Annotated in this window: 18 protein-coding genes and 1 pseudogene; 8 read left to right on the top strand and 11 right to left on the bottom strand. The window is 66.8% G+C overall.

Annotated elements, in window-relative coordinates:
* Positions 1-13 precede the first annotated feature (13 nt).
* The 4 genes and pseudogenes from ACREYQ_RS07170 to ACREYQ_RS07155 all read left to right on the top strand — a co-directional run bounded on the left by ACREYQ_RS07170 (position 14) and on the right by ACREYQ_RS07155 (position 3,978).
* Positions 14-687, top strand: a pseudogene (locus tag ACREYQ_RS07170) (SGNH/GDSL hydrolase family protein).
* 117 nt (positions 688-804) lie between these two features.
* On the top strand, positions 805-1,212 hold the full coding sequence (locus ACREYQ_RS07165) for a VOC family protein (protein ID WP_432260053.1): 408 nt from the start codon (positions 805-807) through the stop codon (positions 1,210-1,212).
* Positions 1,213-1,731: 519 nt separating this feature from the next.
* On the top strand, positions 1,732-2,544 hold the full coding sequence (locus tag ACREYQ_RS07160) for a MetQ/NlpA family ABC transporter substrate-binding protein (protein ID WP_078196620.1): 813 nt from the start codon (positions 1,732-1,734) through the stop codon (positions 2,542-2,544).
* 285 nt (positions 2,545-2,829) lie between these two features.
* Positions 2,830-3,978 (top strand): integrase core domain-containing protein, encoded by a 1,149-nt coding sequence (locus ACREYQ_RS07155; RefSeq protein WP_432258891.1) that lies wholly within the window; start codon positions 2,830-2,832, stop codon positions 3,976-3,978.
* A gap of 502 nt (positions 3,979-4,480) precedes the next feature.
* Here the strand turns inward: ACREYQ_RS07155 and ACREYQ_RS07150 are convergent.
* From ACREYQ_RS07150 to ACREYQ_RS07130, 5 genes are all read right to left on the bottom strand, one after another.
* Entirely contained in the window at positions 4,481-5,611 is a 1,131-nt protein-coding gene (locus ACREYQ_RS07150) for an IS110 family transposase (protein WP_432260052.1), read from the bottom strand.
* Positions 5,612-6,396: 785 nt separating this feature from the next.
* The gene (locus ACREYQ_RS07145) at positions 6,397-7,422 is read right to left on the bottom strand and encodes an IS110 family transposase (RefSeq protein WP_432257737.1); all 1,026 of its coding nucleotides are present in this window, start codon (positions 7,420-7,422) and stop codon (positions 6,397-6,399) included.
* Between the two features lie 277 nt (positions 7,423-7,699).
* On the bottom strand, positions 7,700-9,541 hold the full coding sequence (locus ACREYQ_RS07140) for an NAD(P)-binding protein (RefSeq protein ID WP_432260051.1): 1,842 nt from the start codon (positions 9,539-9,541) through the stop codon (positions 7,700-7,702).
* 7 nt (positions 9,542-9,548) lie between these two features.
* Positions 9,549-10,880, bottom strand: a complete 1,332-nt coding sequence (locus tag ACREYQ_RS07135; RefSeq protein ID WP_432260050.1) for a c-type cytochrome — start codon at positions 10,878-10,880, stop codon at positions 9,549-9,551.
* Positions 10,881-10,893: 13 nt separating this feature from the next.
* Positions 10,894-11,079, bottom strand: coding sequence for a DUF2970 domain-containing protein (locus ACREYQ_RS07130; protein ID WP_432260049.1), 186 nt, complete (start codon positions 11,077-11,079; stop codon positions 10,894-10,896).
* Positions 11,080-11,391: 312 nt separating this feature from the next.
* Between ACREYQ_RS07130 and ACREYQ_RS07125 the strand changes: the two genes are divergently transcribed.
* Complete coding sequence (locus ACREYQ_RS07125) at positions 11,392-12,810, top strand: PLP-dependent aminotransferase family protein (RefSeq protein ID WP_432260048.1); 1,419 nt, start codon at positions 11,392-11,394, stop codon at positions 12,808-12,810.
* Here the strand turns inward: ACREYQ_RS07125 and ACREYQ_RS07120 are convergent.
* A complete protein-coding gene (locus tag ACREYQ_RS07120) occupies positions 12,807-14,261 on the bottom strand; it encodes a glycine betaine ABC transporter substrate-binding protein (RefSeq protein ID WP_432260047.1) in 1,455 nt (484 codons plus the stop codon). The genes ACREYQ_RS07125 and ACREYQ_RS07120 overlap by 4 nt on opposite strands.
* A gap of 240 nt (positions 14,262-14,501) precedes the next feature.
* Here ACREYQ_RS07120 and ACREYQ_RS07115 point away from each other — a divergent pair, with 240 nt between their 5' ends.
* The 3 genes from ACREYQ_RS07115 (at position 14,502) to ACREYQ_RS07105 (ending at position 18,244) form a co-directional block, all read left to right on the top strand.
* Entirely contained in the window at positions 14,502-15,512 is a 1,011-nt protein-coding gene (locus tag ACREYQ_RS07115) for a LysR family transcriptional regulator (RefSeq protein WP_432260046.1), read from the top strand.
* Positions 15,505-16,953, top strand: a complete 1,449-nt coding sequence (locus tag ACREYQ_RS07110) for an FAD-dependent oxidoreductase (protein WP_432260045.1) — start codon at positions 15,505-15,507, stop codon at positions 16,951-16,953. The genes ACREYQ_RS07115 and ACREYQ_RS07110 overlap by 8 nt, the downstream gene beginning before the upstream one ends.
* 136 nt (positions 16,954-17,089) lie before the next feature.
* Positions 17,090-18,244 carry a CMD domain-containing protein gene (locus ACREYQ_RS07105; protein ID WP_432260044.1) on the top strand — a complete coding sequence of 385 codons (1,155 nt, stop codon included), beginning with the start codon at positions 17,090-17,092 and terminating at the stop codon, positions 18,242-18,244.
* A gap of 4 nt (positions 18,245-18,248) precedes the next feature.
* Here the strand turns inward: ACREYQ_RS07105 and tssJ are convergent, their stop codons facing one another.
* From tssJ to ACREYQ_RS07080, 5 genes are read right to left on the bottom strand one after another with little or no spacing between them, the layout of a single operon-like run.
* Positions 18,249-18,761, bottom strand: a complete 513-nt coding sequence (gene tssJ, locus ACREYQ_RS07100) for a type VI secretion system lipoprotein TssJ (protein ID WP_432260373.1) — start codon at positions 18,759-18,761, stop codon at positions 18,249-18,251.
* A gap of 49 nt (positions 18,762-18,810) precedes the next feature.
* Positions 18,811-19,851 (bottom strand): type VI secretion system baseplate subunit TssG, encoded by a 1,041-nt coding sequence (tssG, locus tag ACREYQ_RS07095; RefSeq protein WP_432260043.1) that lies wholly within the window; start codon positions 19,849-19,851, stop codon positions 18,811-18,813.
* A gap of 2 nt (positions 19,852-19,853) precedes the next feature.
* Positions 19,854-21,677: a type VI secretion system baseplate subunit TssF gene (gene tssF / locus ACREYQ_RS07090; RefSeq protein ID WP_432260042.1), complete on the bottom strand. Its 1,824-nt coding sequence runs from the start codon at positions 21,675-21,677 to the stop codon at positions 19,854-19,856.
* Between the two features lie 21 nt (positions 21,678-21,698).
* Complete coding sequence (gene tssA, locus ACREYQ_RS07085) at positions 21,699-23,297, bottom strand: type VI secretion system protein TssA (RefSeq protein WP_432260041.1); 1,599 nt, start codon at positions 23,295-23,297, stop codon at positions 21,699-21,701.
* Between the two features lie 55 nt (positions 23,298-23,352).
* A complete protein-coding gene (locus ACREYQ_RS07080) occupies positions 23,353-26,964 on the bottom strand; it encodes an ImcF-related family protein (protein ID WP_432260040.1) in 3,612 nt (1,203 codons plus the stop codon).
* Between the last annotated feature and the right edge of the window lie 5 nt (positions 26,965-26,969).

Here is a 26,969-nt window from a genome sequence, read left to right as displayed (position 1 = left end):
ACTGGAGTCCCGCATGAGCGCTGCGCCGCTGGCTGAAACCGATCCCTTGCAGGTCCTCGTCTACGCCGATTCGCTGTCATGGGGCATCGTGCCCGGCACGCGCCGGCGCCTGCCGTTTCCGGTGCGCTGGCCCGGCCGGCTGGAGTTGGGCCTGAACGCCGACGGCGGCGCCCCGGTGCGCATCATCGAAGACTGCCTGAACGGCCGCCGCACGGTCTGGGACGATCCTTTCAAACCCGGCCGCAACGGCCTGCAAGGGTTGGCGCAGCGCATTGAAATCCACTCGCCGCTGGCACTGGTGGTCCTGATGCTGGGCAACAACGATTTCCAGTCGATGCACCCGCACAACGCCTGGCACGCCGCCCAGGGCATCGCCACGCTGGTGCAGGCGATCCGCACCGCGCCCATCGAGCCGGGCATGCCGGTGCCGCCGGTGCTGGTCGTCACCCGCCCCCGATCCGCACGCCGCGCGGCCCGCTGGCACCCAAGTTCGCCGGCGGCGAGCATAAGTGGACGGGCCTGCCGCAGGCCGTGGCCGAGGTCTGCACGCAGCTGGACTGTCCGCTGTTCGACGCCGGCACCATCATCCAGAGCAGCGAGGTCGACGGCGTGCACCTGGATGCCGACGCCCACGTGGCGCTGGGCGACGCGCTGCGCCCGGTCGTGCGCCAGTTGCTGCGCGGCTGAAGCGCCGTCCATGCCCCCTGCCTGAGCCCGGCTGAAACATCACTCCTGACAGCATGTGTCAGGAGACCCGGCGCACAATGCGGCCGCTCTCACACGGAACGCCGCCAGGAGGCTGTCATGGAGTTGCTGATCAATATCGATGTCGATGACCTGCCGCGCGGCATCGACTTCTACGCGCAAGGGCTTGGCCTGAGGCTGAACCGCAAGCTGTTCGACGGCACCGTCGCCGAGATGCTGGGCGGAAATACCCCGATCTACCTGCTCGCCAAGCCCGCCGGCACGCGCCCCACTACCCGCGCCGATACCCGGCGCGACTACCGCCGCCACTGGACGCCGGTCCACCTCGACTTTGTCGTCGCCGACCTGGAACAGGCCATCGAACGCGCGCTGGAAGCCGGCGCCGAGATCGAGGACTGGCCGCAGGACTTTGCATGGGGGCGGCAGGCAACGCTGTCGGACCCGTTCGGGCATGGGTTGTGTTTTATCGAGTGGAAGGGGCAGGGGTATGGGGTAGTGTCGGAATAGCGCAGGTATTGCAGCGGTTTCTGCTGGCAATTAGGCACATTCTCACAGCCGGAAGGACGAGGCTTTGCTATTTCTATGTCTTTGACATACGAGGAGCCATTCCATGAATGCATCCACCCGCCGTCCTGCAGGCAAACCCCGGCAGGCAGACAAAGCAAGCTCCCCTCAGATCGTTCGTCCAGCACGTCCGCGCCAGGGATGGCGCAAGGCGAGCCGAGCGATATCAAAGGCCGGGGATGATCGGCTAGTGCTGGGGAAGTTTGGCAATGCTGGAGACGCGCTATTCAGTTGGTAGCAGCGCGCACGAAAGGCGCGCCCTCTTGGTGCGCGCCATTAAATGCCAGTATCCAGACCTTCTTTGGATTCATAAGCATATGAAAAAGAAATAGACGCCAGATTCATTCCCGCTGCGCCATCTGGACGCAATTGCGTTAATCTGTGGCCCTCGCCCCGGTCAGGCGATCCCTGCCCAAGCGACTGTCTCACTCGCCACATAACCAGAATATTTCCAGAACTCCTATGCGCAGCACGTCTCTCATCAAGCGTCTGGCGGTCGCAGTGTCCGCCCTTGGTTTTATCGCCGCCGGCAGCGTCTCGGCCCAGGAACAGACCATCCGCGTCGGCACCGTCAGCGGCCCCGACGCCGAGGTCTGGCAAGTCGTCCAGAAGGTGGCCAAGCGCAATGGCCTGAACGTCAAGGTCGTGGAGTTCAACGACTACGTGCAGCCCAACGCGGCGCTGGACGCCGGCGACCTGGACGCCAACAGCTTCCAGCACCAGCCTTACCTGGACAGCCAGGTGAAGCAGCGCGGCTACAAGATGCAGAGCGTGGGCTATACCTATATCTCGCCGTTGGGTATCTACGCGAAGAACCTCAAGTCAGCGAAGGACCTGCCGCAAGGCGCCAAGGTGGCCGTGCCCAACGACCCGTCGAATGAGAACCGCGCCCTGCTGCTGCTGCAGGCGCAAGGTGTGATCAAGCTCAAGGCCGGCGCCGGTACCAACGGTGTCAACGCCACCCCGCTGGACGTGGCCGAGAACCCGAAGAAGCTGAAGATCGTGGAACTCGACGCTGCCCAACTGGCCCGTGCCCTGCCTGATGTCAGCGCCGCCGTCATCAACACCAACTACGCGCTCGCCGCTGGCCTGCAGCCGACCAAGGACGCGATCGCGCTGGAAGACATCCACAGCCCGTACGCCAACATCATCGTCGTGCGCACGCAGGACAAGGACAAGCCTTGGGTCAAGAAGCTGGTGGCTGCGTACCAGTCTGAAGACGTGCGGCAGTTTATGAAGGCGCAGTACAAGGGGGCGATGGTGCCGTCGTTTTGATTGATGGGGGGGATTCGCGCCGGGGTAGCCGGTGGGGCTCCTGCTCGTTGGCTTGCTTGGTTATGTAGGGCGGGTTCGATGTTGTCGTAGGTTGGACCGCCTGGTTCCGCCCTGCTGGGCGGGTCACTTTTTGGCCGAGCGCCAAAAAGTAACCAAAAAACGCGTCGCCGGTACGACTCACCCACATAGGTAACAGAACAGTTCAAGCACATAGGTAACAGTTTTCTACCCTGCATGGGCGACAGCCAAAGGGAGGCGCCCATGCCCTGGAGTGAGCTCAAACCTATGGACCAACGACTTCTGTTCATTGCCGAGCACCTGCGCCGCGCGGACAGCGTCAGCGCGCTGTGCGAGCGCTATGGCATCAGCCGCAAGACTGGCTACAAGTGGATCGATCGTTACGCCAATGAAGGCGCCAGTGGGCTCGCGGACCACAGCCGCAGCCGCCATGCGCAGGAGCGGATCGCCTATCCGATCCGCCAGGCGATCCTGGAACTGCGCGGGCAAGGCGGGATGGAGCTGGGGCCGAAGAAGATCCAGCAGCGCCTGGCCGAACGGTTTGGCGAGGCAGAGATACCCTCGCGCACGACCATCTACAACATCCTGAAGGCAGCGGGCCGGATCGATCCGCAACGCAAGCGCCGACGGGTGATGCGGTATGGCACGCCGCTGCGCTCGCCGCGCGAGCCGAACGCGCTGTGGAGTGCGGACTTCAAGGGACAGTTCCTGACGGCGGACCAGTGCTGGTGCTATCCGCTCACGGTGATGGACCACGCCAGCCGTTACCTGCTGAGTTGCAAGGGCCTGGCCGGCCCGCGGCTGGCGCCGACGAAGTCGGTGTTCAAGCGGCTGTTCCGGCGTTATGGGTTGCCGGACCGGCTGCGCACCGACAACGGCGTGCCGTTCGCGTCCACGGGGTGTGGAGGACTGTCGCAGCTGTCGATCTGGTGGCTGAAGCTGGGGATTGTGCCGGAGCGGATTGCGCCCGGGCATCCGGAGCAGAACGGCAGGCACGAGCGCATGCACCGCACGCTCAAGCGCGCGACGGCGTTGCCGCCAGCGGCGACGCTGGCGGCGCAGCAACGGCGCATGGATGCGTTCCGGCGCTTCTATAACGAACAGCGCCCACACGAAGCGCTGGGCCAGCAGACGCCGCACAGCTGCTACACCTCATCGAATCGGGAGTATCCGAGCCGGCTGCCGGAGATGAGCTATCCAAGCTACATGGAGACGTACCGAGTGAGCACCGCCGGTTTGCTCTACCGCCACAACGTGGTGATGTATGTCGGACACTTGCTGCGAGGAGAACTGGTGGGACTGGAGGCGATCGACGATGGCGTCTGGCATGTTCACTTCGGCCCAATCGTGATTGGAGGAATAGATGAACGCCACAACCGCAAGCGCTATCTAAGTCTCAAAGTGTTACCCATGTGAGTGAACTCGTTTGTTACCCATGTGGTTGTCCCGTACACGCCTCTGGCGGCTGGCCATCCATTCCTCGGCGTTGGTGGTTCCAGCGGCGGTGATTTCCGTTCAGTGGGGTTGGTGGTTCGACCCTGCTACGCTCCTGGGATGTGCCTTGCGTCCACGGACTATTGGACGAACCCGACTTTAGGCTATTGGCAGCCTGCTGATATGACTTCCCGTGTCAATCGAGATTGTTTGGCTCAGGGTTTCATAGTTCCATGCTGTTCCCAATTTCCTGAGGGCGGCGTAGCAGTAAGTCTCGACGGTGGATCACGCTGATATCCGCGGGTTGGTTACCGCATTACAGAGGTCCGCTCAATGAGCCTGCCGCTAACTAAGGCCGCAAGTCGGATGGAATCCGTTGCCTAGCAGGGACGCGGGTTGCTCGTGTGCCGGGCTACGCCGCCTTCAGGAAACTGGCCTCCCAGTAGTTTGTTGGATAGGTTGATTTGTACCCCCCGGTGCCTGGTTACATTGTCCGCGCCTCGTTTGGTACTGAGAGGGACATCGCAAGGCGGCTGATGTCCCAGATGAAGCCGCTCAGTTCGCGGGCCACCGCAACCACCGCAATGTTCGGGTTCTTGCCGCGAGCGGCCAGCCTCCGATAGCGCCGGCAAAGTCGAACCTGGGCGTCCCAGGATCGGTCAACGATGGCCTTTGGAATACCTTCGTGCCGGCGCTGGATCTGAGGGCTCACGCGTGCCGGGTGTCGGTAACTCCAGGCCGCCTCGACCAGTAGCTTTCTTGCATAGCTATTGCCGTTCTTGGTGATGCTGCCCTGGCGCCGTTTCTCGCCCGACGAGTGTTCGGCGGGCGTTACACCAAGCCAGGCCATCAGTTGGCGCGGATGCGCGAAGCGCGAGAGATCGCCCAACTCGGCGAGCATGCCCACCGCCGTGGTGAAGTCGATGCCGCGCATGGTCTGCAAGCCCAGTACAGCCGGATAGAAGCGCCAGTTGACCATTGCCTCGCGCAGGGCCGCTTCGAGACGGCTGCATTGCGCAATCCGGTCCTCGATGGTCCGTCGATATTCCTCAAAGGCAAGTTGCTGCCACACGCTGTCGAACGCATATTGGCTCAACCAACGCTGGTGTGCCGGGCCCCAGTCGGCTTTGCCGGCGTAGCGAACCCCGTGCGAGAGCAGAAAGGCCTTCAGTCGCTGCCGTGCACGCTTCAGATCGTTCTTGGCGCTGACCCACGCGCGCGACAGATCCCGGAAGGCTTCATCCTCCACGCTGGGCACGTACACCGCCGACAGGTCGCCGGCCCGTAGCGATCGCACAAGCTTGACCGCATCGCGTCGGTCGGTCTTGACACGCTCACCGGGCTTCTTCGGGATCAGTGACGGTGCGCATACCATGCACTCGACCCCTTTTCCTGCAAGCTGCCGGTAAAGGCCATATCCGCAGGGGCCGGCCTCGTAGACGATCCGGATGTGGCGCGCTTTGGACTGCAGGCGCTTGCACAGGCGATCGATATCGGCCTGCGACGTACCGATCTTACCAAGCAGTTCCACTTCGCCCATGCCGAGTGCATAGGCGACCGTGATCGAGTCCTTATGGACGTCCAGACCGACATACAAAGTGCTATCGTGTTCCATGCTGGCCTCCGCGCTGGAAATCGCCGGGTGTGGCACTGTCCACACCGTGCGGCTCTGGCAGTCATGCTAACCCGCGTTTGATTCCTCGCGGCGGGCCAGCCCTCTTGCCCCAGGGGAGTCATACTGACTAAATACCGCGTCGGTCGGACGCCTACGGCTGCGCTGCGCGCACGTCCTAACGTGGCAGAACTAGCGGTCACGCCCTGATTTTTTTCCTTTGGCCCGGCATCATCCGCGGCAGCGCCGTGCGAGCGCAGCGACGCACTCCGTGCCCGAGCCCCCGACCTACGATACTGAGTGCGCGCAGCGCAGCCGTAGGCGTCCTACCGATAACCTCGTTAGAAGGCTGCCAATAGCCTAAAGTCGGGTTCGTCCAATAGTCCGTCGACGCAAGGCACATCCCGGGAGCGTAGCAGGCCTGAACCACCTACCCCGTCGAACGGAAATCACCGCCGCCCGAACCACCCACACCGTGGAATGGGTGGCCAGCCGCCTGAGGCGACGCGTTTTTGGTTACTTATATGAACGCGCCCCGGTTTGCAAGGTAAAGCCAACATCAGGCTTGGACAGGATTGGCTGCAGACTTATATCCGGCCTTGCGGTGCAGGCCTGGCCTGCAGGCCCTGATGGATTTCGCCGGGAGTGTCCCTATCTTTTGGCCGTGCTTTGAGCACCAGTAACCAATTGGGCTTGCACTCCCGCGGTCCAACCTGTTTTGCCATCACGTGGACATTACCCTCGCAACCTGTGGACGGGTTCCTTGCTTGCTAGCTCAGGCCTGCCCGCTAGGCAGGCCTGACCGAGACGTAGTCTCGGTCATAGGTGCGGTCGTGGACCAACAGGGCCCAGATGGTACGCACCGTCTTGTTAGCCAGGGCAACAGCCGCGACGTTTTTCGGCCGTCGCTGGGCGAGCATCAGGCTCCAGCCGGGCTGGTTCTTTCTGCGCAGATGACTCAGCACGACCCGAGCGCCGTGAATCAGCAAGGTGCGCAGATAGGGGTCGCCGCGTTTGCTGATGCCGCTCAGCCAGACCTTGCCGCCGGTGCCGGTCTGTTTGGGCACTAGGCCAAGATAAGCCGCCAGTTGGCGCCCGGACTTGAAGGTGTGCGCGTCGCCAATGGTGGCAACCATGGCCGTGGCGGTAAGCATGCCGATGCCGGGAATGGCCAAAATCGTTTTGCAGGCCTGACTTTGCCGACCCCAGGTATCAATGCGTTGATCCAGGCGAGCTATCTCTTGATCGAGCCGTTCGATGCTTTGCAATTGTTCGCGCACGAACTCGAACAGCAAGGGCGGCACGTCCTGTTCGATTTCGTCCATTCGTTGCACGATTTCCTGCAGGCCAATCCGTAGCCCGGGACGGATCCGGATTCCGAACTCAAACAACGTGCCGCGCAATTGGTTGACCAGCATGGTGCGCATCTTCACGCGCAGCTGGCGCATGGCGTGCAGGCTGAGCACGCACTGCTGCGGCTCGGTCTTCGGGGCCACGAACGGCATCCCGGGCTGCTGCGCCGCGGTCCAGATAGCCTTGGCATCGGCCGCATCGGTTTTGTTCGTCTGCACGAACGGTCGCACGTACCTGGCGTGCAGCAGCACTGGCTCATGACCCAAGGCTTGCAGTTGGCGGGCCCACCAGTGCGCGCTGCCACATGCTTCGAGCGCGATACGTCCGGGCTCGCGATTCGCGAGAAACTCCAGCAGCTTGGGCCGGCTGAAGCGGCGGTTGGAACACTTGCCGGAAGGCTCGACCCAATAGAGCTGGAAGACAGTCTTTGCAATATCCAGGCCGTAAGTCGTAGTATTCATCTCGGGTCCCTCCATCCTCGCGTGGTTGGTGACACTCCCACTCTGGCACATCGATGCCGTTTCGTGATGGGGGACCCGCCTATCCTGTCACGTTTCCCCGGATGCACAACTGAACTACCGGCGCCTTTGATCGGAGGGCCGGGGCGCGTTCATTCCATCTTTTGTCGCTCGGACAAAAGTGACCCGCCCAGCAGGGCGGAACCAGGCGGTAAAACCTACGACAACTGGGAACCCGACCGACATACCCAAGCAAGCCAACAAGCAGAAGGTCCTCCGTCTACCCCAACCTCTCCACTGCCCCCTTCCCCTGCCCCACCGCCGCAGTCAACGAAGGACTGCCGGCATTGTCGCTGTTGGCGATGCTGATATTGCCCACCCCGGCCAGCCCCGGCCACGCCGCGTTGGACGCCACGTTCTCCCCCGCCAGGCTGTCAGGCATATAGCTATAGCCGTGCGCCCAACGGTTGACGGTGATGCCGCGGATCACATCCTTCGAAGCAAACCCCTTGTGCCCAAGCATGCGGTCCAGCTGCGCGCGGATGTCGCGCTCCAGCGTGTCGAAGGGCGTGCCGAGCAGCAAGGCACGGCCCGCGCGAAAGCGGTCGCGCGCCTGCATGCCGCTGTCCGGTACGGTCGGCACATAGAGCATATGCAGCACGGCGGGATCGGAGGGCTGTTTGCCCGCCGGCGGTTCCAGCCACAGGTCGGTATAGGCCATGGCCGGCGCGTGGATACGGCGCGTGCGCAGCGCCGCGAACGCCTGCCAGTGGTCCAGCGCCACCTTGGTGTAGACCAGCGGCGCCTTGGCCTCGTTGTGCAGTATCTCCTTCTGCTGCGCCGGCAGCGACGGCAGCAGGTACGGAATCATCATGTTGTAGCCGGCCAGCACCACGTGGCGCGCCTCGACGCGGTGCAGGTTGCCGCTGAAGCCATAGGTCACGCGCGTGATATTGCCGTCGGGCTCGACCGCGATCGCGGTGCTGTTCAGGCGCAGGCGCACCGGCTGCCCGTCGCGGTCCAGGCGGCTGTAGTCGAACGCGGCCGACACCACATCGGCGGGCCGCGCGATCGACGCCACGCCCGGGATCAGGCTCTGCACCAGCAGCCGCGCCAGCGAGGCATTGCCATCCGGGAACCACAGGCGCGAGGCCGGCGACTTGCCAAGCCTCGGGTTTCCCGCCGGCGCGGGCATGTTGGCGCCGGCAGGCAGGCCAATGGCAATCGCGTCGGCAACGGAGATCCCATCGGCATCCAGCGCATAGGCATCGTTGCTGCGGCTGCGCAGGAAGCGTTGCCCGGCCAGGCCGATGCCGGCCTTGTCGCGCAGAAAGCTTGCATAACGCATGGCGCGCAGCGCAGCCGCACGCTCGGCGCCGGACAGCGCCGGCAGGTAATCGGTGGCGCCGGCGGCCAGCCGCGCCAGCGCGGCGCGGTCTGCGGCAGGCAGAGGCGTGCTGTCCAGGAAGCGCGACAGGGCGGCCGCATCCGGGCCAGCGGCCTGCTGCCCATTGCGGGCATCGATCAGCTCGCCGAACGGATCGCCCCCGACCCACTGGTCGCGCCCGAAATGCTCGGCATCGAAGAACACGGCGCGGCCCATGCCGAGCGCGGCATAGGGATCCGCAGGCGCCGTGCCAGGCGGGCGCGTGGCGTCGAGCCCGATCCCTGCAAGCAGTTCGCGCACCGCAGCGTCGCCGGCAGCGCTTGCCGGCATCTCCGCGCTGCCGCCGTAAGTCACCAGCCGCTGGCCGCGCACCGTGAACTCATTGCGCTTGGCATGGCCGCCGAAGTCGTCGTGGTTATCCAGGATCAGGATGCGGCGATTCGCGCCGAAGCGGCGCCGGTAGAACCACGCCGCCGCCAGCCCGCTCAGGCCACCGCCGACCACCACCAGGTCGAAGGCCTCGCGTGCCAGCACCACGGGATACTTCGCGCCCTCGCGCGCCAGGCTGTGCGCCAGTGTGTAGGTGCCGGGATGGTTGCCGCGCAGGCCGGTCAGGGCCGGCGGGTACGCTGCGCCGGCCCCACCCTGCTGCGCGTGCAGCAGTTGTACCGGCGCCAGCCCTGCGGCGATGGTCAGGGCGGTGCCATTGAGGAAGTCTCTGCGCGTGATCGTCATCGGGGGCTCATCGTTCGGCTTCGGTGCGATGCTGGGCGGCCAGCGCCTTGCGCCGCGCGGCCACGCCGGCCTCTTGCACCGGCGCGGCGCGGTTGCCCCAGCTGCCGCGGATAAAGGTCAGCACGTTGGCCAGCTCCTGGTCGTCCAGCGTCCAGCCGTAGCCGGGCATGTGGTAGTCCGCCGGCGCGGTACCCACGCGAGCCGTCACGGCGCCGTCGAGCAGCAGGTTGACCAGCGAGGCGGGGTCGGGATCGGCCACGGTCGGGTTGCCGGCCAGCGGCGGGAACACGCGGGCAAAGCCCTTGCCGTCGGCACCGTGGCAAGGCATGCAGAACACCGCGTACTGGCGCGCGCCGGGCAGATCGAAGCGGCCCTGCCGCAGTTGCTGCGCGGTGGCGGGATCGTGCCGGAACGGCTTGTCCTCGCCGCGCGAGCCGGGCACGGATTTCAGATAGGCGGCCACCGCATCCAGGTCGGCCGGGTTCATGTACTGGGTGGCGGTGGAGATCACCGTGGACATCGGCCCGAACGAGGTCGCGTGCCCGTTGCGCCCGGTGCGCAGGAACTCCGCGATATCCGCGCGCGACCACGCGCCCAGGCCGGTGATCTGGTCGCCGGTCAGGTTGGTGGCGGACCAGCCGTCGACGCTCGCGCCGGCCAGGAAATGGCGGCTGCGCTCGTCCAGCCCCTTCTCGGCATACAGGCTGCCGCGCGGCGTATGGCAGGCGCCGCAGTGCGCCACGGCCTGCACCAGGTAGGCGCCGCGGTTCCAGGCCGCGCCGCGGGCCGGGTCGGTGCGGACGGGGTCGTCGTCGAGAAACAGCACGTTCCACACCGCCAGCAGGCTGCGCATGCTGAACGGCCAACGCATCCGCGGCGCGGGGCTGCGCTGCGTGACCGGCGCCACCTCGGCGCGCAGGTAGGCATACAGCGCCGCCACGTCCTCGGCGCGCATGCGCGCATACGACGGATACGGCATTGCCGGATAGAGCCGCTTGCCGTCGCGCGCCACGCCGTGCCGCACCGCGCGGTCGAACGCTGCCAGCGTATAGGCGCCGATGCCGCTACTTGCATCGGGCGTGATATTGGTCGAATGGATCGTGCCGACCGCCGTGCGGATCGGCAGCCCGCCTGCAAACGGCTTGCCGCCATCGCTGGTGTGGCAGGCGGCGCAATTGGCGATGCGCGCAAGGTAGCGGCCGCGTTCGATCTGTTGGGTGTCGGTTGCGGTGGCGGCCAGCGCCACGCCTGCCGGCAATAGCACGGCCAGCGTCAGGCACGCCAGCTTGCGCAACGCACGGGATATGGCGGCGACAAGTCCGTCTGGCAGCAGAAGCATGGGAGCAGTCAGGTCAGGCAGCGGAAACGGCCCAGTTTGCCGCCAGCACCAGGCAGACCACCAGCCCGGCGGCCACGGCCACGCCGGTCAGGATCAGCGGCACCGGGCGCAGGTTGTCCAGGTCGCGCTGGTGCTCCTGGCCCTGGCGCAGGCCGAAGAAGCCCCACAGCACGGTCCGCAACAGCCTCAAAGGGTTCATGGCATCTCCTTGCACAACGCCTATGTGTATGAGAGCCGATTATGGGCCGTCCGCGCCATCCATAACAGCATCAGATAACAGGAAAATTTACGTATCAGTTTGAGGCCAGCGGGCGATAATCTGATCTGGAATCGTCGCCAAGAAAGCAGACCCCACTCCGTCATTCCCGCGCAGGCGGGAATCCAGCGTCTTTCACGTCCCCTTTGGGGACGAAGTCGCTGGGTCCCCGCTTGCGCGGGGATGACGTGCCGGTTATTGGGATCAAGTCGGCATGGCAGACATGCTGCGTTCCCCCTCCCCCCGCGCCCCGCCATGAAACGCTACGAAGCCCTCGCCGAGACCCTGGCCGCCGATATCCGCAACGGCAGCCTGCCCCCGGGCACGCGCCTGCCGTCGATCCGCAAGACCGTGGCCCAGTATGGCGTGAGCCCCTCCACCGCCTTCCAGGCCTATTACCGGCTGGAAGAGCGCGGGCTGGTGCGGGCGCGCGAGCGCTCCGGCTACTACGTGGCGGGCGCGGCGCGGCGCGAGCTGCCCCAGCCGCAGGCGCGGCCGTCGCGCCAGGTGTCGACGCAGGTCGACATCTCCAAGCTGGTCTTCGCCGTGCTGGAAGGCGCGCGCGACCGCGAGCTGGTGCAGTTCGGTTCGGCCTTTCCCTCGCCCGAACTGTTCCCTTGGGAGCGGCTGGGCAAGTCGCTGGCCCGCGCCGGCCGTGCGCTCGACCCGTGGTACTCGGTCAACGACCTGCCGCCGGGCAATACCGCGCTGCGCCGCCAGATCGCGCTGCGCTACCTGGGCGCGGGCGCGCCGCAGCCGGCCGAGGACCTGGTCGTCACCAACGGCGCGCTCGAGGCGCTGAACCTGTGCCTGATGGCGGTGACGCAGCCGGGCGATGTGGTCGCGATCGAATCACCCGGCTTCTATGCCTCGCTGCAGGCGCTGGAGCGGCTGCGGCTCAAGGCCGTGGAGATCCCGGTCGACCCCGCCGAAGGCATCGACCTGGGCGCGCTCGACGCCGCGCTGTCGCGCCACCCGGTCAAGGCGTGCTGGTTCATGACGCAGTTCCAGAATCCGCTCGGCGCCAGCATGTCCGAGGACAAGAAAAAGGCGCTGGTGGCCTTGCTGGCGCGCCACCAGGTGCCGCTGATCGAGGACGATGTCTATGGCGAGCTCTACTTCGGCAACCGCTGCCCGCTGCCGGCCAAGGCCTTCGACACGCAGGGGCTGGTGATGCATTGCAGCTCGTTCTCGAAGACGCTGGCGCCGGGGTTCCGCATCGGCTGGGTGGCGCCGGGCCGCTTTGGCGAGGCCATCCAGCGGCTCAAGCTGATGACCACGCTGTCGGCCGGCGTGCCCACGCAGGTGGCGCTGGCCGAATACCTGCAGCATGGCGGCTACGACAAGCACCTGCGCCGCCTGCGCCATGTGCTGGAGATGCAGCAGGGACGCATGATCGATGCCATCGGCCAGCACTTCCCGGAAGATGTGCGCGTGTCGCGCCCGGACGGCGGCTACTTCCTGTGGGTCGAGTTTGCACCCGGCTTCGATGCGCTGGCACTGCACCATGCCGCCCTGGAGGCAGGCATCGGCATTGCGCCGGGACCGATCTTCTCGGCGCGGCAGGGATACCGCAACTGCATCCGGCTGAACTACGGGCACTTGTGGAGCCATGAGGCCGAGGCCGCGGTCGCAACCCTCGGCCGGCTCATCGCGCAGCAGCAAGGTGGCTAGCGCGCGTCGCGATGGCGGCGCAGCGCCAGCTCCAGCGCCTCGAACACGGCCTGCACCACCAGTGCCAGCATGGCCGCCGGGATCGCGCCGGCCAGCAGCAACGCGGTATCGTTGAGCGCCAGCCCGGTGGCAATGCGCTCGCCAAAGCCCCCCGCCCCGACAAAGGCCGCGATCGTCGCCGTGCCGACGCTGATGATGGCCGCGGTCTTGACGCCTGCCAGCAGCACCGGCAAGGCCAGCGGCAGTTCCACGTAGCGCATGACCTGTCCGCTGCGCAGCCCGAGCGCCCGCGCCGCGTCGCGCATGCCCTGCGGCACCTGCTCCAGCCCGGTGGCGGTGTTGCGCACGATCGGCAGCAAGGCATACAGAAACAGCGCCACCATCGCCGGCCACACGCCGATGCGGCCCAGCAGCGGGATCAGCATCGCCAGCAGGGCCAGCGACGGCACCGTCTGCAGCACACTGACCACGCCCAGCACGACCTGACCGGTGCGGCGCCGCCGCGCCGCCAGCATCCCGAGCGGCACGCCCACCAGCGTCGCCGCGCCGACCGCGCCCGCTACCAGGCCGACATGGCGCCGCGCCAGGCGCGTGGTGTCGGGCCCGAACAGCGCGGCGGCCAGCCGGCTGCGCGGCCTGGCACTGTCAGGCGCGGACTTTTGCCCCGCCGTACCGGCGAGGAAGGCGCGCGCAATCGCGTCGAATGACTGGCCGTCAATCTCCGCCGCCGCATTCATGGCGATCATGTCGTCGGTGCTGACGCGCCCGGCCAGGCGCTCCAAGGCCTGCCAGGCCTGCGGGAAGCGCTGTGGCACATCCAGGCGGTAGACCACCACCGCGTCGTAACGCGGGAAGTAGTGCCGGTCATCCTCCAGCACGCGCAGCTTGTATTTACGGATCTTGGCGTCGGTGGAATAGATGTCGATGGCATCGACCTGCCCGGCCGCCAGGGCCTCGTAGGCAACGCCGTGGTCCAGCCCGACCGGGCGTTGCGGCAGCCCGTAGCGGCTGGCCAGCCCCGGCCAGCCGTCGGCGCGCCCCAGGAACTCATGGGACAGGCCGAGCCTGAGTTGCGGCAGCGCGGCGAGATCGCTCAGCCGGCGCAGGTCGCCGGCGCGGGCGTCGGACACGGCCAGCGCATAGGTGTTCTCGAAACCCAGTGGAATCGCCGCGCCCAGCCCCATCGGTGCCAGCGCCCGCTGGATGGCCTCGAGCCCGGCTCCGGGTGGCAGCTTCAGGATCTCGGCGGCGAGCGTGCCGGTGTAGTCAGGGTAGAGGTCGATGCTGCCGGCCTTCAGCGCCTCGAAGACGATCGCGGTATTGCCCAGCCCCGGCTGGTGCTGTGCGGCCCCGGGCGGCCCCGCGGCCTGGGTCAGCAGCTCGCCAAGGATGTACGACTCGGTGAAGCGCTTGGAACCCACGCGCAATGGATCCGCCGCGCGTGCCGGCATGGCACCTGCGAGTGCAGCAGTCAGCACCCACGCCAGGGCATGCCACAGCCGGCGCCCTGTTCGCCCTATCTCCCGACTGCCACGGATCCAAGCCAAAACGTCTGTCCCGATGGTGGGCCGGTGTGCGCCCGGCATCGCTACATCATAGCTGGCGCATGTCCTTATCCAGAAATAGTATTTGTTATTTGCATGATGAAGGCGTAAGAATCCGGATTACACATTCTTTCCAAGTGCGCCCCCATGGAAATCCGGCAATTGGAAGCCTTCGCCGCAGTGGTCACCACTGGCAGCGTCACCGCTGCCGGGCGACTGCTCGGCCGTTCGCAGCCGGCCATCACCCGGCTGATCCAGGAGCTGGAGGCCGAACTGGGCTTTGCCCTGTTCACCCGCAGCGGCCCGCGCGTCAGCCCGACCGAGCAAGGCTTCCTGCTCTATGACGAAGTCGAGCAGACGCTGGCCGGCATGCAGCAGATCCGCACGCGCGCCGCGGCCCTGGCGCGCGGCGATGGCCGGCCCCTGCGCATCGCCGCAACCCCGGCGCTGGCGGCAGGCCTGCTGCCGCCGGCGCTGGCGCTGGCCTTCGAACGCGGGCTGTGCGCGCCGGAACGGCTGTCGGTGCAGAACCTGTCGCCGGAACAGGTGGTGCACGCGGTCCTGACCGGCGCCGCCGATATCGGGCTGAACAGCCTGCCGCTGGAACACCGCGGCGTGACCGTGCACTGGATCGGCCAGTCCGCCTGCGTGGCGGCGGTGCGTGCCGACGACCCGCTCGCGGCGCAGCCTGCCATCGCCCTGCAGGACTGCCGCGGGCGCCGCCTCGTCACCATGCAGAACCCGTACCGGCTGCGCCGCCGCGTCGACCGCGCGCTGGCCGGCGCCGGCGTGCCGGCAGCAGCCGTGATCGACACCAATACCTCGATCAGCGCGCTCACGCTGGTGCGTGCGGGGCTGGGCATCGCCGTGCTGGAACCCGTGACCGCGCGCGGGCTGCCGCTGACCGATATCGCCGTGCGGCCCATCGATGCCGATATTCCCTTTTTCTTCGGCGTGATCACGCCGCAGGCCCGCCCCGCCAGCACGGCGGTGCTGGGGCTGGTGCAGGCCGTGGCCGACGCCGCCGCCGCGCTCCTGCCCGACCTGGTGCGGCGCGAGCCCGCCGAACACGGTGCGCTGCTGCAGTCGCTCTACGGCGATGCCAGCGGCGACGCTGACACGCTCTCACAAGACGCCGGACTTCCAAGCCATGACTGACCTATCCGCCTCCGCCCCTACCCCTGCCGCCGGCCTCGCCGCGCTTGAGGCACGCCTGCGCCAGGACCTGTCCTGGCTGGAACTGCCCGCCAAGGCCTGGACCGTCCCGCGCAGCCAGGACGGCCAGGAAGTCCTGGACGTCGCTGTCATCGGCGGCGGCATGGCCGGGCTGGCAGCCAGCGCGACCCTGACGCATCTCGGCATCCGCGTGCGCGCCTTCGACCGCTCCCCGGCCGGCTTCGAAGGCCCGTGGGCCACCACCGCGCGCATGGAAACGCTGCGCTCACCCAAGCAACTGACCGGCCCCGCGCTGGGCCTGCCGGCGCTGACTTTCCGCGCCTGGTTCGAGGCCCAGTTCGGCGCAGCCGCCTGGGAGGCACTGGACAAGATCCCGCGGCTGCAGTGGATGGACTACCTGCGCTGGTACCGCGAGGTGCTGGGGCTGGATATCCGCAATGAACACCGGGTCGATGCCATCGTGCCGCGCCCGGACGGACTGATAGCGCTGTCGATGCAGACCCCGGATGGCCCGCAGACCGTGCTGGCGCGCCGCGTGGTGCTGGCCACCGGCCGCGACGGCCTGGGCGGCGCCTACCTGCCGCCGGTGGCGGCCAAACTGCCGCGCCACCTGTGGGCGCATTCGTCCGACGAGATGGACTATGCCGCGCTGCGCGGCAAGCGCGTGGGCGTGGTCGGCGCGGGCGCGTCGGCCATGGACAGCGCGGCGACCGCGCTGGAAGCCGGCGCCGCCAGCGTGGAAATGCTGATCCGCCGCGCCGACATCCCGCGCGTCAACAAGGGCAAGGGCGCGGGCAGCCCCGGCCTGGTCCACGGCCACCCCATGCTGTCCGATGCATGGAAATGGCGCATCCGCCATTACATCAACGCGCAGCAAGTGCCGCCGCCGCGCGGCAGCACCCTGCGGGTCTCGCGCCATGCCAATGCGCGCTTCCACCTGGGCTGCCCGATCGAAGCGATCGAGCCGCATGGCGAAGGCTTGCGCGTATTTACGCCCAAGGGCGTATTCGAGCTCGACTTCCTGGTCTTCTCCACCGGCTTCCGCATCGCCCTGGACACCCGGCCAGAGTTTGCTGCCTTCGCCCCGCAAATCCGCTACTGGCGCGACCGCTACACGCCCCGCCCCGGCCAGGAAGACCAGGAGCTGGCCGACTCGCCGGACCTGGGCCCTGCCTTCGAGTTCATCGAGAAGACGCCCGGCGCCTGCCCCGGGCTGTCGCGCATCCACTGCTTCTGCTATCCGGCCGCGCTGTCGCACGGCACGGTGTCGGGCGACATTCCGGCCATCAGCGACGGCGCGCGCCGGCTGGGCCAGGGCATCGCCGGGCTGCTGTACCAGGAAGACGTGGAGATCCACTACGCCAACCTGGAAGCCTACGCCGAGCCCGAAGTGTTCGGCGACGAATGGACGCCGGCGCCATGAGAGCGCTGACAGGCACCCTCACTCCGCTGGCTCTGAAGAACAAGCCGGTGGCCGCGCGCAAGCAAGCCGCCGGGGACTGACGCCCACGGCTGCGGCAACACCACAACGAAACCTTCGACACTCCGGGAGTCTTCATATGACCCAAGCCAACGCTGCCGCCACTGACGTGGTAGATCAGGTCTCCGGCCTGGCCGCCGGCTCCGCCATCCACACGCTGCGTCACGCGCGCGACAAGGTGGTGGCCTCTACCCAGGGCAGCTACAACGGGCTGTTCGATCCCGCCCTGCCCGGCCTGACCCTCGCCGAGCGCCTGCTGGTCGCGCTCTACGCCGCCCGCCTGGCCGGCGCCGCCGGCCTGGTGGCGCACTACCGTGCCCGCCTGCAGGCCATCGAGGCCGACGCCGCGCTGGTTACCCTGGTCGAGCAGGCCAACCCCGATACCCTCGCCGATGCGCGCCTGCGCGCCATCCTGGCCTTCACCCGCACGCTGAGCGAGCGCCCGGTGGAAGGCGACCAGGCTGCGCTGAAGACCCTGCCCGCCGCCGGCCTTGCCACGCCCGACGTGGTCACGCTGGCGCAACTGATCGCCTTCCTGTCCTACCAGGTGCGCCTGGTGGCCGGACTCAAGGCGATGCAGGCACTGGGCGCCGGCACCCCGGCCACCACGGCCGCGCCCGCCACGGCAGGCACCCTGCTGCAGAACCCGATCCGCGCGCGTGGCTTCACCAACGAAGTGCTGGACTGGAAGGCCTGGCTGGACGTGGTATCCGTCGACAGCGCCACGCCCGAGCAGGTAGCGGTGCTGGAGGAAAGCCACCCCAAGGCCAAGGTATCGGACTACTACCTGTTCCTCGTGCACCAGCCCGAGATCCTGCGCCAGCGCTCCACCGCCTTCAACGCCATCATGTACGCCCCGGGCGGCATGCCGCGCGCCGAGCGCGAACTGGCCAGCACGGTGGTGTCCCGCATCAACGGCTGCGTCTACTGCGCGTCAGTCCATGCCCAGCGCTTTGAACAGCTCGCCAAGCGCAACGCGGTGATTCAGCAGGTGTTCGACGATCCCTACACGGCCGGCACCACCGCGCGCGAACAGGCAATCGCCAAGTTCTCGATCGAACTGACCGAGCAGCCGGCCCAGGTCAATGCCGGGCAGCTCAAGCCGCTGCGCGAAGCTGGCGTGACGGATGCGGAGATGCTGGACCTGATCCACTCGGTCGCCATCTTTGCGTGGGCGAACCGGTTGATGCTGAATCTGGGTGAGCCGGTGTTTCCGGAGCAGGCGGCGCAGTAAGCCGTCAGCCCGCCAGCTGCAGCGCGCTGTCCCGCACCTCGATCTTGACGGGATCGGTCTTCTTCCACTGCTGCTTCGGCACAAGCAGTTTCCAGATGGCATCCTTGTCCGGGCTGCGGAACAACGCCACCACGCCGACATATTCCGTGTCGGCGTGCATCGGCTCGCTCAGGCTTACGCTCGTGTCGGGGCGCAAGACCACGTCGCGGCTGGCGAGCAGGTCGGGCTTGAGCGATTCGAGATCGTTCGCCTGCAGTTGCGCGTAGCTGAGCTGCTCAAACGTCTGCGGTGACTTCAGCTGGTAGACCCGCACAACCGTCGATAGCGATTGGCCAGCGCCGCTGGGATTGAGCGACGCGCGGCTGGCAAGGTCCAGGTTCATGGTCTTGACCTGGGTCGTGAAAGCCCATTTCGCTGCCTCGACCGTGCCATCCTTGACCGTCTGCCCGACCCCGCATCCCGCGAGCGAAAGGATGGCGGCAAGCACCGCGCCCTGATTCCAAATCTGCCGTTTCATCATCTGAATCCTGTCTTGCTGGTTTGCATCGATCTTGCCCGTCAGCGGCTCAGTGCGACATTGCCGCTGCCGGGCCGTGCCCGGTCCAGGTGCCGAGTTGCACGCGGGTCATCCTGTCCGAACCGGCGCCTCGCCTCAGTTGCGTCGTGTAGCCAAGGCTCACCTTGTCTGAATTCAGCGCCGGCGCCGGCATCAGCGCGGCGTCGACTTGCATCTCCAGGCGCGCTTGCGCCGCGTAGCCAAGATAGAAGCGCAGCAGGGCAGTCACCTCGCGATGCAGCACGCAGCCTGGCATCAGGCCCAGTACCCCCTCGCTGGTCCGCGGCGTGATCACCACGCGCACGGTGTTGGCACGGTCGAAGAAGCCACGGCCCAGCACGCAGTTCTCGCCCAGCGGCATGGGCTCCGTCGTATCGATGCGCACCCACACGGGATGGAACTCTTCCACGGCGATGTGCGCGTCCGGCACGGCATGCCGGAGCACGCCCGCCAGCCCTTCGGCTGTGCGCGTGCGCTGGCTGGCCAGTCCCAGCATCGACAGCAGCTTGCGCGTGCCGACGTCACCCTCCACCGGTGCCTGACCGTCCGCCCGGCCAAGGCCCAGCCCGAGCAGGCTCAGCAGGCAGCGCGACACATCGTCATTGCCGCCCGACCGGAATCCGACCGGGTAGCGGTACTTGCGCGCGACCCGGTAGAACTGCGTGACAATCCGGTGGTGAAACAAATCGAGGAACGCCGCCAGCGGCTCGGCGCCGTCACGGCGCTGTGCGATCTCATCGGTGAAATAAGCCGGCATCCGCGCATCGACGCCATACAGTCCGAGGAAGGTCGTGCGTATCACCGGCGGCCGCCCGGGATGATCGCTGTCGCGCTCCACCGCTGCGACCTCGCGCGCGGGGAAACCCAGCGGCCCATGCGAACGGAACCGCACCGGCTCATTGCCCGGCGAATCCGTAGTGCCAAGCGGTGGCTGCCGCGGCGCCGACAGTTCGATCAGCTCGCACAGCCGGAAGAGATTCATCTGCGGCGCCGCGGCCAGCAGCGCCTCCAGCAGGGCGCCGGCCGAGCCGGCCGTTACAGCGGATTCCATGCTCAAAATGGTGCCCCCTCGCCTTTGCTGTCCGGCCATGCGAGCCGCTTGCCACTCGGCTGCGACACGATCACCAGCCGCGTATACAGGTTCACCGCGGCGTACAGGGACAGGAACCGGTTCAGCATTTCGCCGAACAGCTCCACGTCGCCGTCGCCCGCAAAGCGGGTGCTGTCCAGCACCACCTCAATCTCCACCCCGCGCAGCAAGCCGCCCTTGACCAGCTTCTGCAGCGGGCGATGCCGCACGTCCGAGATGCCATCGATGCGCCGCCGGTTCAGCTCCCCCTCGGTCCAGTCATAAAGCGCCAGGCTGCCGCGCAGGACTTCCGCATCGAGCAGCGACAGGTAGTTGGGCGCAAGATGCGACAGCACGCGCCAGTGGAAGCGGTCGCTGGTCGGCGGGTATACCGGCAGCGTCGGCGCGGTCAGGTTGCGCACCGTGCCGATATTGGAGAAGCCACCGCGCATGCGCGTGATGCCGGCCTCGCGCAAGCCCTTGCGTGGCAGCATGCCATTGGTGCCAGTGACCGACAGTGACAGTGTCTCCTGGAGCAAATCCGCTTGCCGCTCCCAGGCATGCCCGCCAAGCACCACCCAGGTGTCGAACCTGCCCGAGGGACCACGGCGCATGCGGGTGTGGAAGTAGCGCTCCGGCATCTCATGGCGCAACATGCCGCCGCGGTGGCGGAAGGCAGCGAACGGCGCGTATTCAAAGCGCTCGCCGCTGGCCACCTCGAAGCCGCGCACGCTGTCGACCGAATAGGCCTCGACGTGGTGCCCATGCTGCTCCATCGCGCGCACCCGATACTCGGTTTCCTGATGCGCCACCGAAACCGGATCCGCCTCCAGCTCGAACAGGTTGATGATGGGCGTGCAATACAGCCGCACGTTCTCGGCCGAGAAACGCATATCGTCCGGGAACGGCCTGGCCAGCACCGTCTCCACGTCGACATGCTCCGCATCGGGTGGGATGGCATCCATGTCCAGCCCGAGCAGATCGACGAACATGAATTTCTCTGGGAACGTGAAGTACTCCAGCAGCAGCTGGTAGCCGCCGAAGGCGTTGTCCGCCTTGGGCCACAGGCGTTCCCCGGACGCAAAGCCCGCGGGCTCAAGGCGCAGGCCCGGCATCGGCTGCGGTGCGCCGGGCCGGTCCGCCGGCGCACCGGGTACCCGCACCTGCATGGCCAGCGGCTCGGCGGTCAGCGCGGCATACAGCGCAAGCGCCACCGGCCGGTCGGCATGCAGATACAGGCGCAGGCGCGGCACCTGCCATTGCTCGCGCCGTCCTTGCTGCCGCAATTCAAGCCGCAGGCGGATCACAGAGCGCCCGTCCTCGCGCGCATAGGCTTGTGCCTCCGTCAGCCGCAGCGGATACAGATCGACCGCTTGCGTGGTCCGGTAGACGCACTCGACGGTATCCCCCCCACCTGCCGCCTGGCTGCCCACGGAGACAGGGTCTGACATCACCTCCAGCCCGGCCGGCAGGGTTTCATGCCGCTGCAGCGCGCCGGGGGTCGGCGACAGTTCCAGGATCGACAGCGACGGGATCATGCGCAGGTAATGGGGCCACAGCATGCTGACCAGCCCCTCGGTCAGCTCCGGCAATTCATCGTCGAGCTTATGGCGCAAGCGGCCCATCAGGAAGGCGAAGCCTTCGAACAAGCGCTCGACATGCGGGTCACGTTCACCAATGCGGTCGATATTGAGCATGCGCGCGCGGTCGGGGAACGCCTGGGCGAACTCCTTGCCGGCCTCGCGCAGGTAACGCATTTCCGCCTCGTAGTAGCGCAGGATCTCGTTGTCTTGAGTGGGATGGTTCATGGGACAGTTGCCTCGCGCGACTCAGGAAAGGGCCACGGCACGTGCCGGGTCGATTGCGGTCAGGTCACCCACCAGGGCCTCCACGCGCTGTGCCAACGCGGCCTTGTCAGCGTCCTTGCGGCTCATGCGCGCCCTGAGCAGCCGCAGCCGTAGCTGCTTGGCCTCGAACACAAGCGAGGGTTCCCAGGCGGCCAGTTCAAAGCGCTGCGCGGACAGGTCCAGCGCAGCCAGCAGGTGCAAGGCGGTATCGGCGCGGCCGGCGCGCTCTGCCACGCGTGCCATCACCAGTTGCCGGATAAAGCGATCGCGTCCGCCATCGGGCACAGGCAAGCCCTGCACCCAGGCGAAAGCGGCATCCAGGCTTTGCTGGGCGGCAAGATCGGCGGCCTGCGCCTCGGCTTCGGCCCAATCGGTGCTGGCGGAAGCCACCGACACCGGCGCCATCATGTCGCCGCGCTCCACGTCCCGTACCGTGGCATGCCGCGCGATCCATTCGAGCGTGGTGTCATCGGCAAACGGCGTGCCATCGGCAAAAGCCAGTTGCTCCAGTCCCGGCAGGCGTTCCAGCATCAATGCACAATCGGTCGCCAGCAGATCGCGCACGGGTTCGTACTCACCGCCCGCCTGCTCCTGCCCGATAAACGCGTAGTACTGCAGGTCCAGCCAGAAGTGATTCGCCCCTTCAGCGAAAGCCTGTTCCACCCGATCAAGCAACTCCGGCCACTGCTTTTGCAGCATCAGACGCTTGAGTTGTGCGCGCAATTCCGCGCGCGGCCCCGGCAAGCGCGTCTTGCCGCTGGTCTCGTGCGGGGGCACCTCGGTGAGCGTGTCCCAGCGCACGCATCGCATCAGGCGGTAGGCGGCCAGGTATCCCTGTGGCTGTTCGCGCAGGAACAGCGCCATCTGCCGGGCACGGTCGAGCAGCTCGCGCGTGGAAGCGACCTCGCCGCCGGTGGGCAAGACCGAAGCGAGCGGGTAATGGACAGCCTTCGACAGATCGGCAGCGGCATCCGCGGCTGAGGCGACGGATGAGGATTCGCCAGCGCCCTCTACCCGCTCTTCAAACCGCCGGAAGAGCCCATCGAGCGCCGGCCGCCCGGCCTCCGGCCACTGTGCGGTGCGCTCAAGGATCAACGCCAGCGCCGACAGCGTTCGTTCCAGCGGCCCACCGGCCAGTCCCTGCATGCGGTCGAGCCGGCTGGTGAACGTGGCCCCGGCCAGCCATTCAAGCGCCGCCTTGCGGCTTTCCGTTCGCGCCGGCAATAGCCCGGCGCCAAACCGGTCGATCAGCGCTGACAGCAATTCGAAGCCCTCGCTGATCCCTTCCGCGCCATCGCGCCGCATGCGCGCGTAGACATAGTAGACCGCCAGGCGCACGTCCTTGGCGGCAGACTTCAGCAGCTTTTCGGCCAGCTCGATGATCAGCGTATCGTTGAGGTCCGACAGCTTCGCCACCTCGTCCTTGATGGCGAGGAAGTCATCGTCATAGCCGGGATCGCTGCCGACTACGGCATCCGGCCGGATCGGCTGCAGCCATGGCTCCCAGCGGGCCTGGGTGGAGCGGGCAAGGTCCGCGGGCGCGCGCGTGCCGAAGAGCGCGTTGAGGAGATTGGTAAGCATGGGTTCCTTCTGACTGTCCCTATGTGCGCCCACCGGGCACAACACCGGCTACGGCCTAATGCCGTTCAGTTAGCGACTGTCGTTCCCGCGCAGGCGGGAACCCAGTGACTTCATCCCCAAAGGGGACGTGAAAGACGCTGGATTCCCGCCTGCGCGGGAATAACGGTAGGGCTTGAGACCGTAACTGAACGGCATTACCGGCCACGGCCTGCTTTCGCTCGTCCGTGAAGATGCGCGTCGGCAGCACGAAGCCACGCAGCGCCAGCATCTCCAGCGGGCCCTGGCCGACTTCGGTACGTACTTGGTAGCGGATCGGATAGGACATCTGCGCGGGCGCGGGAAGCTTCGCCGCCCGTGCCGTGAGGCTGTCCGCATCACTGTCAGCACTGCTTTCCGCACTCGCCTTCAATTCGGGCGTGTCCGGCACGCCGCGCCAGGTCAGTTCATAGGTCGCACTGTCCAGCGGCTCGACCTGCGCCCGCTCCAGCATCCGGACCAGCCCCCAGCGCCCGCCGAACTCATAGTTCTTGTTGGTGCCCGCCTGCTCAGTCTGCCATTGCAGCCGGGTACCCGGATCCTGCAGGCTGGCGGCCGGCCATTGCATCGCCTGCCAGGTCTCGCGCTGGTTGTAGTAGTGCAGTTTCTGGCCATCCAGCATCAGCACCGTGTCGGTCAGCCCCGGCGTCGGGATCGGCCGCACCTCGAAGCGATACTGCGGCTCGCCTTGCGCCAGCATGTGCGCGGCGATGCGCTGCAGGGTGTTGATTGCCTTCAGGAAGCCCGGATCGAACGACAGCGCCTGGCCACCCGTGGCCGCGGGCACCCATTGATCGCCCTGCAGTTCCAGCACGCCGGCCAGCTGCATGCCGAGGAACGCGCCGATCAGCCCGCTCTGCGGGCGCAGGAAGCGCGCCAGCTCGGGCAGCGACGCATCATTGGCAGTATCCGCAAACGGATAGCGGCCGGCGAACGACCTGCCCCACGCCACCACGATGCTCTGCCGCCAGGCATCGTTCAGGCTGGCTTGCGCTGGTTGCAGCACCGTCTGCGTCGCCTGGGCGATAGGCCGCACGAACAGCGCCTCGCCCATGCCCGCCCATTGGTTCCCCAGGCTGGCGGCGATCAGTTGCGCATAGGCCTGGGTATCGGCAAGCTCCGACCCCTTGCCCTGGAACAGCGCCTGCGCCATCTGGCGCGCCTGGGCGTCGGCGTCGGCGCTGTTGGTGGCCTGCTGCAGGCGCAGGCGCAGCGCCGTTGCGCGGTCGAGGAAGCGCTGCAGGCTCAGGTCATCGTTCGCGCCTGGCCCCGTCTGGCCCTGTCCCACCAGCCGCAGCACCGGGCCAAACGCCGCACCTAGCGGCCCAGCCGCATCCGGCTTGCGGGATTCGGACCCCGCAGCCTGCTTGTCCAGCAAATCCTGCGCCTTGGCCACCAGCGTATCGGACAGGCTGTCCTTGCGCGCCCCCGCCCCGCCCTGGTATTGGAGCGCCTTCATCAGCGCGATCAGCGGCGACTGGCGCGCATCCGCCATCAGCTTCAACTGCCCGATCGCCGCCGGCAGCGTGCGTGCCGGCTCCCATTGCAGGCTGTTCATGAAATCCTGCCAGTGCTCGGCATAGTCGGCGAAGTACCGCGCGGTCAGCTCGGCTTGCAGCGCCTCGGTGGAACGGGCCCCTGCATGCTGGGTAACGGCGGAGCCTTGCAATACCCAGTCGCTGGCAACCTCCGTACGTTTGGCAGCCTGCTCGATTGCGGGCGCGACGTAGCCTTCGTACGCCTGGCGGCTGAAAACGCCCGGCACGGTCGTCGCCGCGCGCAGCAGGCCACGGGGATCGGTGCCGGCCGTGAGCGACGCCAGGCTCTGGTCCGGGTACTTGCTGTGGCTCTCCCCAAAGGCACTCAGGATGCCCTGGTAAATCGTGTCCCCGGCATTGCGCTGTCCGATGACCGCAAGGAGCGTCTGGCGCGCTCCCGCCACCAGCTCTGACTGCGGTGCGATGGCCCAGCCCGGGTTCGCCTTCAGGTGCCGGGCATAGAAGCCAAGCAGGCGCTCAGCGAGATCCTGTTGCTCACCCGGCGTTATCCGCGCTTCGGTGGACCAGTGCTGCACCAGTTGCGGCGTCAGGAACGCCGCCTCCGCACGCTCGGGCTGGGCCAGCATCAGGTAAGCCTTCAGCCCCTGGTGACCGCTCAGTGCCCATGTGCTGGTCTGCTCGTCGAGCGTCGTGGTCCGCATCTGCGCAAGATCGACCAGCGACGCCTCCAGGTCCTGCTGCACCGGCGTCGCCAGCAGCTGCCAGCTGGCCTGGGCATAGGGCTTCCACAAGGCGTCCAGGACCGCTTCGTCCCGGTTCAGGCCGAAGCGCGTCGCCAGCGGTGCATGGTGCCCGGTGCGGTATTCGTAGCGCTCGATCTGGTGCTGCAGGGCCAGAAGCGCCCGCAGCCGGGCCGCCGCGTCAGGTGCGGCATTGAGGTCAGTCACCGACTGCCGGGCCGCGTGCACATCCCAGCTGTTCAGCAGGCCGGACAAGGCCATGCCGATGGTCCACAGGGCAACCGACGCCAGTCCGATGGCCGAGAGCACGGTCATCGGGTGCCTGCGGGTGCGACGGCCCGGCTCACGGCGGGCGGCGTCCCCAAGATATGACCAGAGAGGCAGATCAGCGCCGGGCTGCGCCTCCGGATCCGTGGCGGCACCTGTCGGATATGGCGCGAACACGATACCAGCAACCGGAAATCGCCGGTGCCGGCCGCTCGTCAGTCCCGCGAGCCACTCGGCCATTGGCTTGGCACTGGTATCGAGCCGCTGTGAAAGCATCCCCATATAGCGGTCCGCCTCATTGCGGATCAGTTGCGCCACGCTACGCTGGGCGAGTTCGTCGCGCAGGACCTGCAGTGCCTTGTCGATTGCCGCTGCATCCGCGTCTCGCTGCAGTTCACAGCCAATGACAGTGGTATTGCCATTGGCTACGGTGTCGGCTTTCGAGACATCGAGCACATAGACCGGGGCGGACCAGCGCAGAATCTCGGTAATGCGCGCAAGCGTCACGCCGTAGGCGTGGGTGCCCCGGCGTTGCGCGGGCAAGCTGGTGTCGCCGTTGATGGTTAGGACGACTGCGTCGACCGGGCGGCGGCGGCGTGTTTTGTAGAGTTGTTTTAGCCAGGCGGTGTCGGGGTGGCCGTCCTTGCCGGTCCGAGCAAAAAGCAGTACCGCGTCGGGTGAGACTAGCCAGCTTTGGGAGGCTAACGCTGGCAGCAGCCCAGTGATAGCCATGTCATCCCCGCTCAGCAGCAACCATGGCCTGCGTTCACGATAGCGCCACCCCAGTTCCAGCCGCAACTCTCGGCGAAGTTGCTTCAGTGAACCTGATGCAGACCTCGCTGCGCTTTGGTTTTCAGCAATGCTTCCCTGCGTGGTTCCCGCCGTGTCTGTTTGACGAACATGCAGCCATTTTCCAAGCGCGCGTACGGCATCCATCCAGCGGCCAAAGCCGTCAAGCGATGCAATCACCGCCAGCACCAATGCGAAAATTGCCAGTACCGACAACCACCAACTGCGCTCCTCGGGAGTGTTGATGCCTGCGTACTCCCCCCAGAAATACATCGCCAACATTGCAAGCAGTGCAGCAATCAGTATCGAGACAAGGTCTAGCTGCAGTTTCTTCATCGCTT

The sequence above is a fragment of the Cupriavidus sp. TMH.W2 genome (genome assembly GCF_050847365.1).
In the GTDB taxonomy this organism is placed as follows: Bacteria; Pseudomonadota; Gammaproteobacteria; order Burkholderiales; family Burkholderiaceae; genus Cupriavidus.
The sequence above is the reverse complement of the archived record's forward strand: the minus strand, read 5'-3'. Positions and strand labels throughout refer to the sequence as shown.

Bases quoted from the DNA above. Each gene is read 5' to 3' on its own strand.
- ACREYQ_RS07165 (WP_432260053.1), top strand. From the start codon at position 805: ATGGAGTTGCTGATCAATATCGATGTCGATGACCTGCCGCGCGGCATC.
- ACREYQ_RS07155 (WP_432258891.1), top strand. From the start codon at position 2,830: ATGGACCAACGACTTCTGTTCATTGCCGAGCACCTGCGCCGCGCGGAC.
- ACREYQ_RS07115 (WP_432260046.1), top strand. From the start codon at position 14,502: ATGGAAATCCGGCAATTGGAAGCCTTCGCCGCAGTGGTCACCACTGGC.
- ACREYQ_RS07135 (WP_432260050.1), bottom strand. From the start codon at position 10,880: ATGCTTCTGCTGCCAGACGGACTTGTCGCCGCCATATCCCGTGCGTTG.
- ACREYQ_RS07120 (WP_432260047.1), bottom strand. From the start codon at position 14,261: ATGCCGGCACGCGCGGCGGATCCATTGCGCGTGGGTTCCAAGCGCTTC.
- tssF (WP_432260042.1), bottom strand. From the start codon at position 21,677: ATGAACCATCCCACTCAAGACAACGAGATCCTGCGCTACTACGAGGCG.
- ACREYQ_RS07105 (WP_432260044.1), top strand. From the start codon at position 17,090: ATGACCCAAGCCAACGCTGCCGCCACTGACGTGGTAGATCAGGTCTCC.
- tssA (WP_432260041.1), bottom strand. From the start codon at position 23,297: ATGCTTACCAATCTCCTCAACGCGCTCTTCGGCACGCGCGCGCCCGCG.
- ACREYQ_RS07150 (WP_432260052.1), bottom strand. From the start codon at position 5,611: ATGGAACACGATAGCACTTTGTATGTCGGTCTGGACGTCCATAAGGAC.
- tssJ (WP_432260373.1), bottom strand. From the start codon at position 18,761: ATGAAACGGCAGATTTGGAATCAGGGCGCGGTGCTTGCCGCCATCCTT.
- ACREYQ_RS07110 (WP_432260045.1), top strand. From the start codon at position 15,505: ATGACTGACCTATCCGCCTCCGCCCCTACCCCTGCCGCCGGCCTCGCC.
- ACREYQ_RS07080 (WP_432260040.1), bottom strand. From the start codon at position 26,964: ATGAAGAAACTGCAGCTAGACCTTGTCTCGATACTGATTGCTGCACTG.
- ACREYQ_RS07140 (WP_432260051.1), bottom strand. From the start codon at position 9,541: ATGACGATCACGCGCAGAGACTTCCTCAATGGCACCGCCCTGACCATC.
- ACREYQ_RS07125 (WP_432260048.1), top strand. From the start codon at position 11,392: ATGAAACGCTACGAAGCCCTCGCCGAGACCCTGGCCGCCGATATCCGC.
- ACREYQ_RS07145 (WP_432257737.1), bottom strand. From the start codon at position 7,422: ATGAATACTACGACTTACGGCCTGGATATTGCAAAGACTGTCTTCCAG.
- tssG (WP_432260043.1), bottom strand. From the start codon at position 19,851: ATGGAATCCGCTGTAACGGCCGGCTCGGCCGGCGCCCTGCTGGAGGCG.
- ACREYQ_RS07130 (WP_432260049.1), bottom strand. From the start codon at position 11,079: ATGAACCCTTTGAGGCTGTTGCGGACCGTGCTGTGGGGCTTCTTCGGC.
- ACREYQ_RS07160 (WP_078196620.1), top strand. From the start codon at position 1,732: ATGCGCAGCACGTCTCTCATCAAGCGTCTGGCGGTCGCAGTGTCCGCC.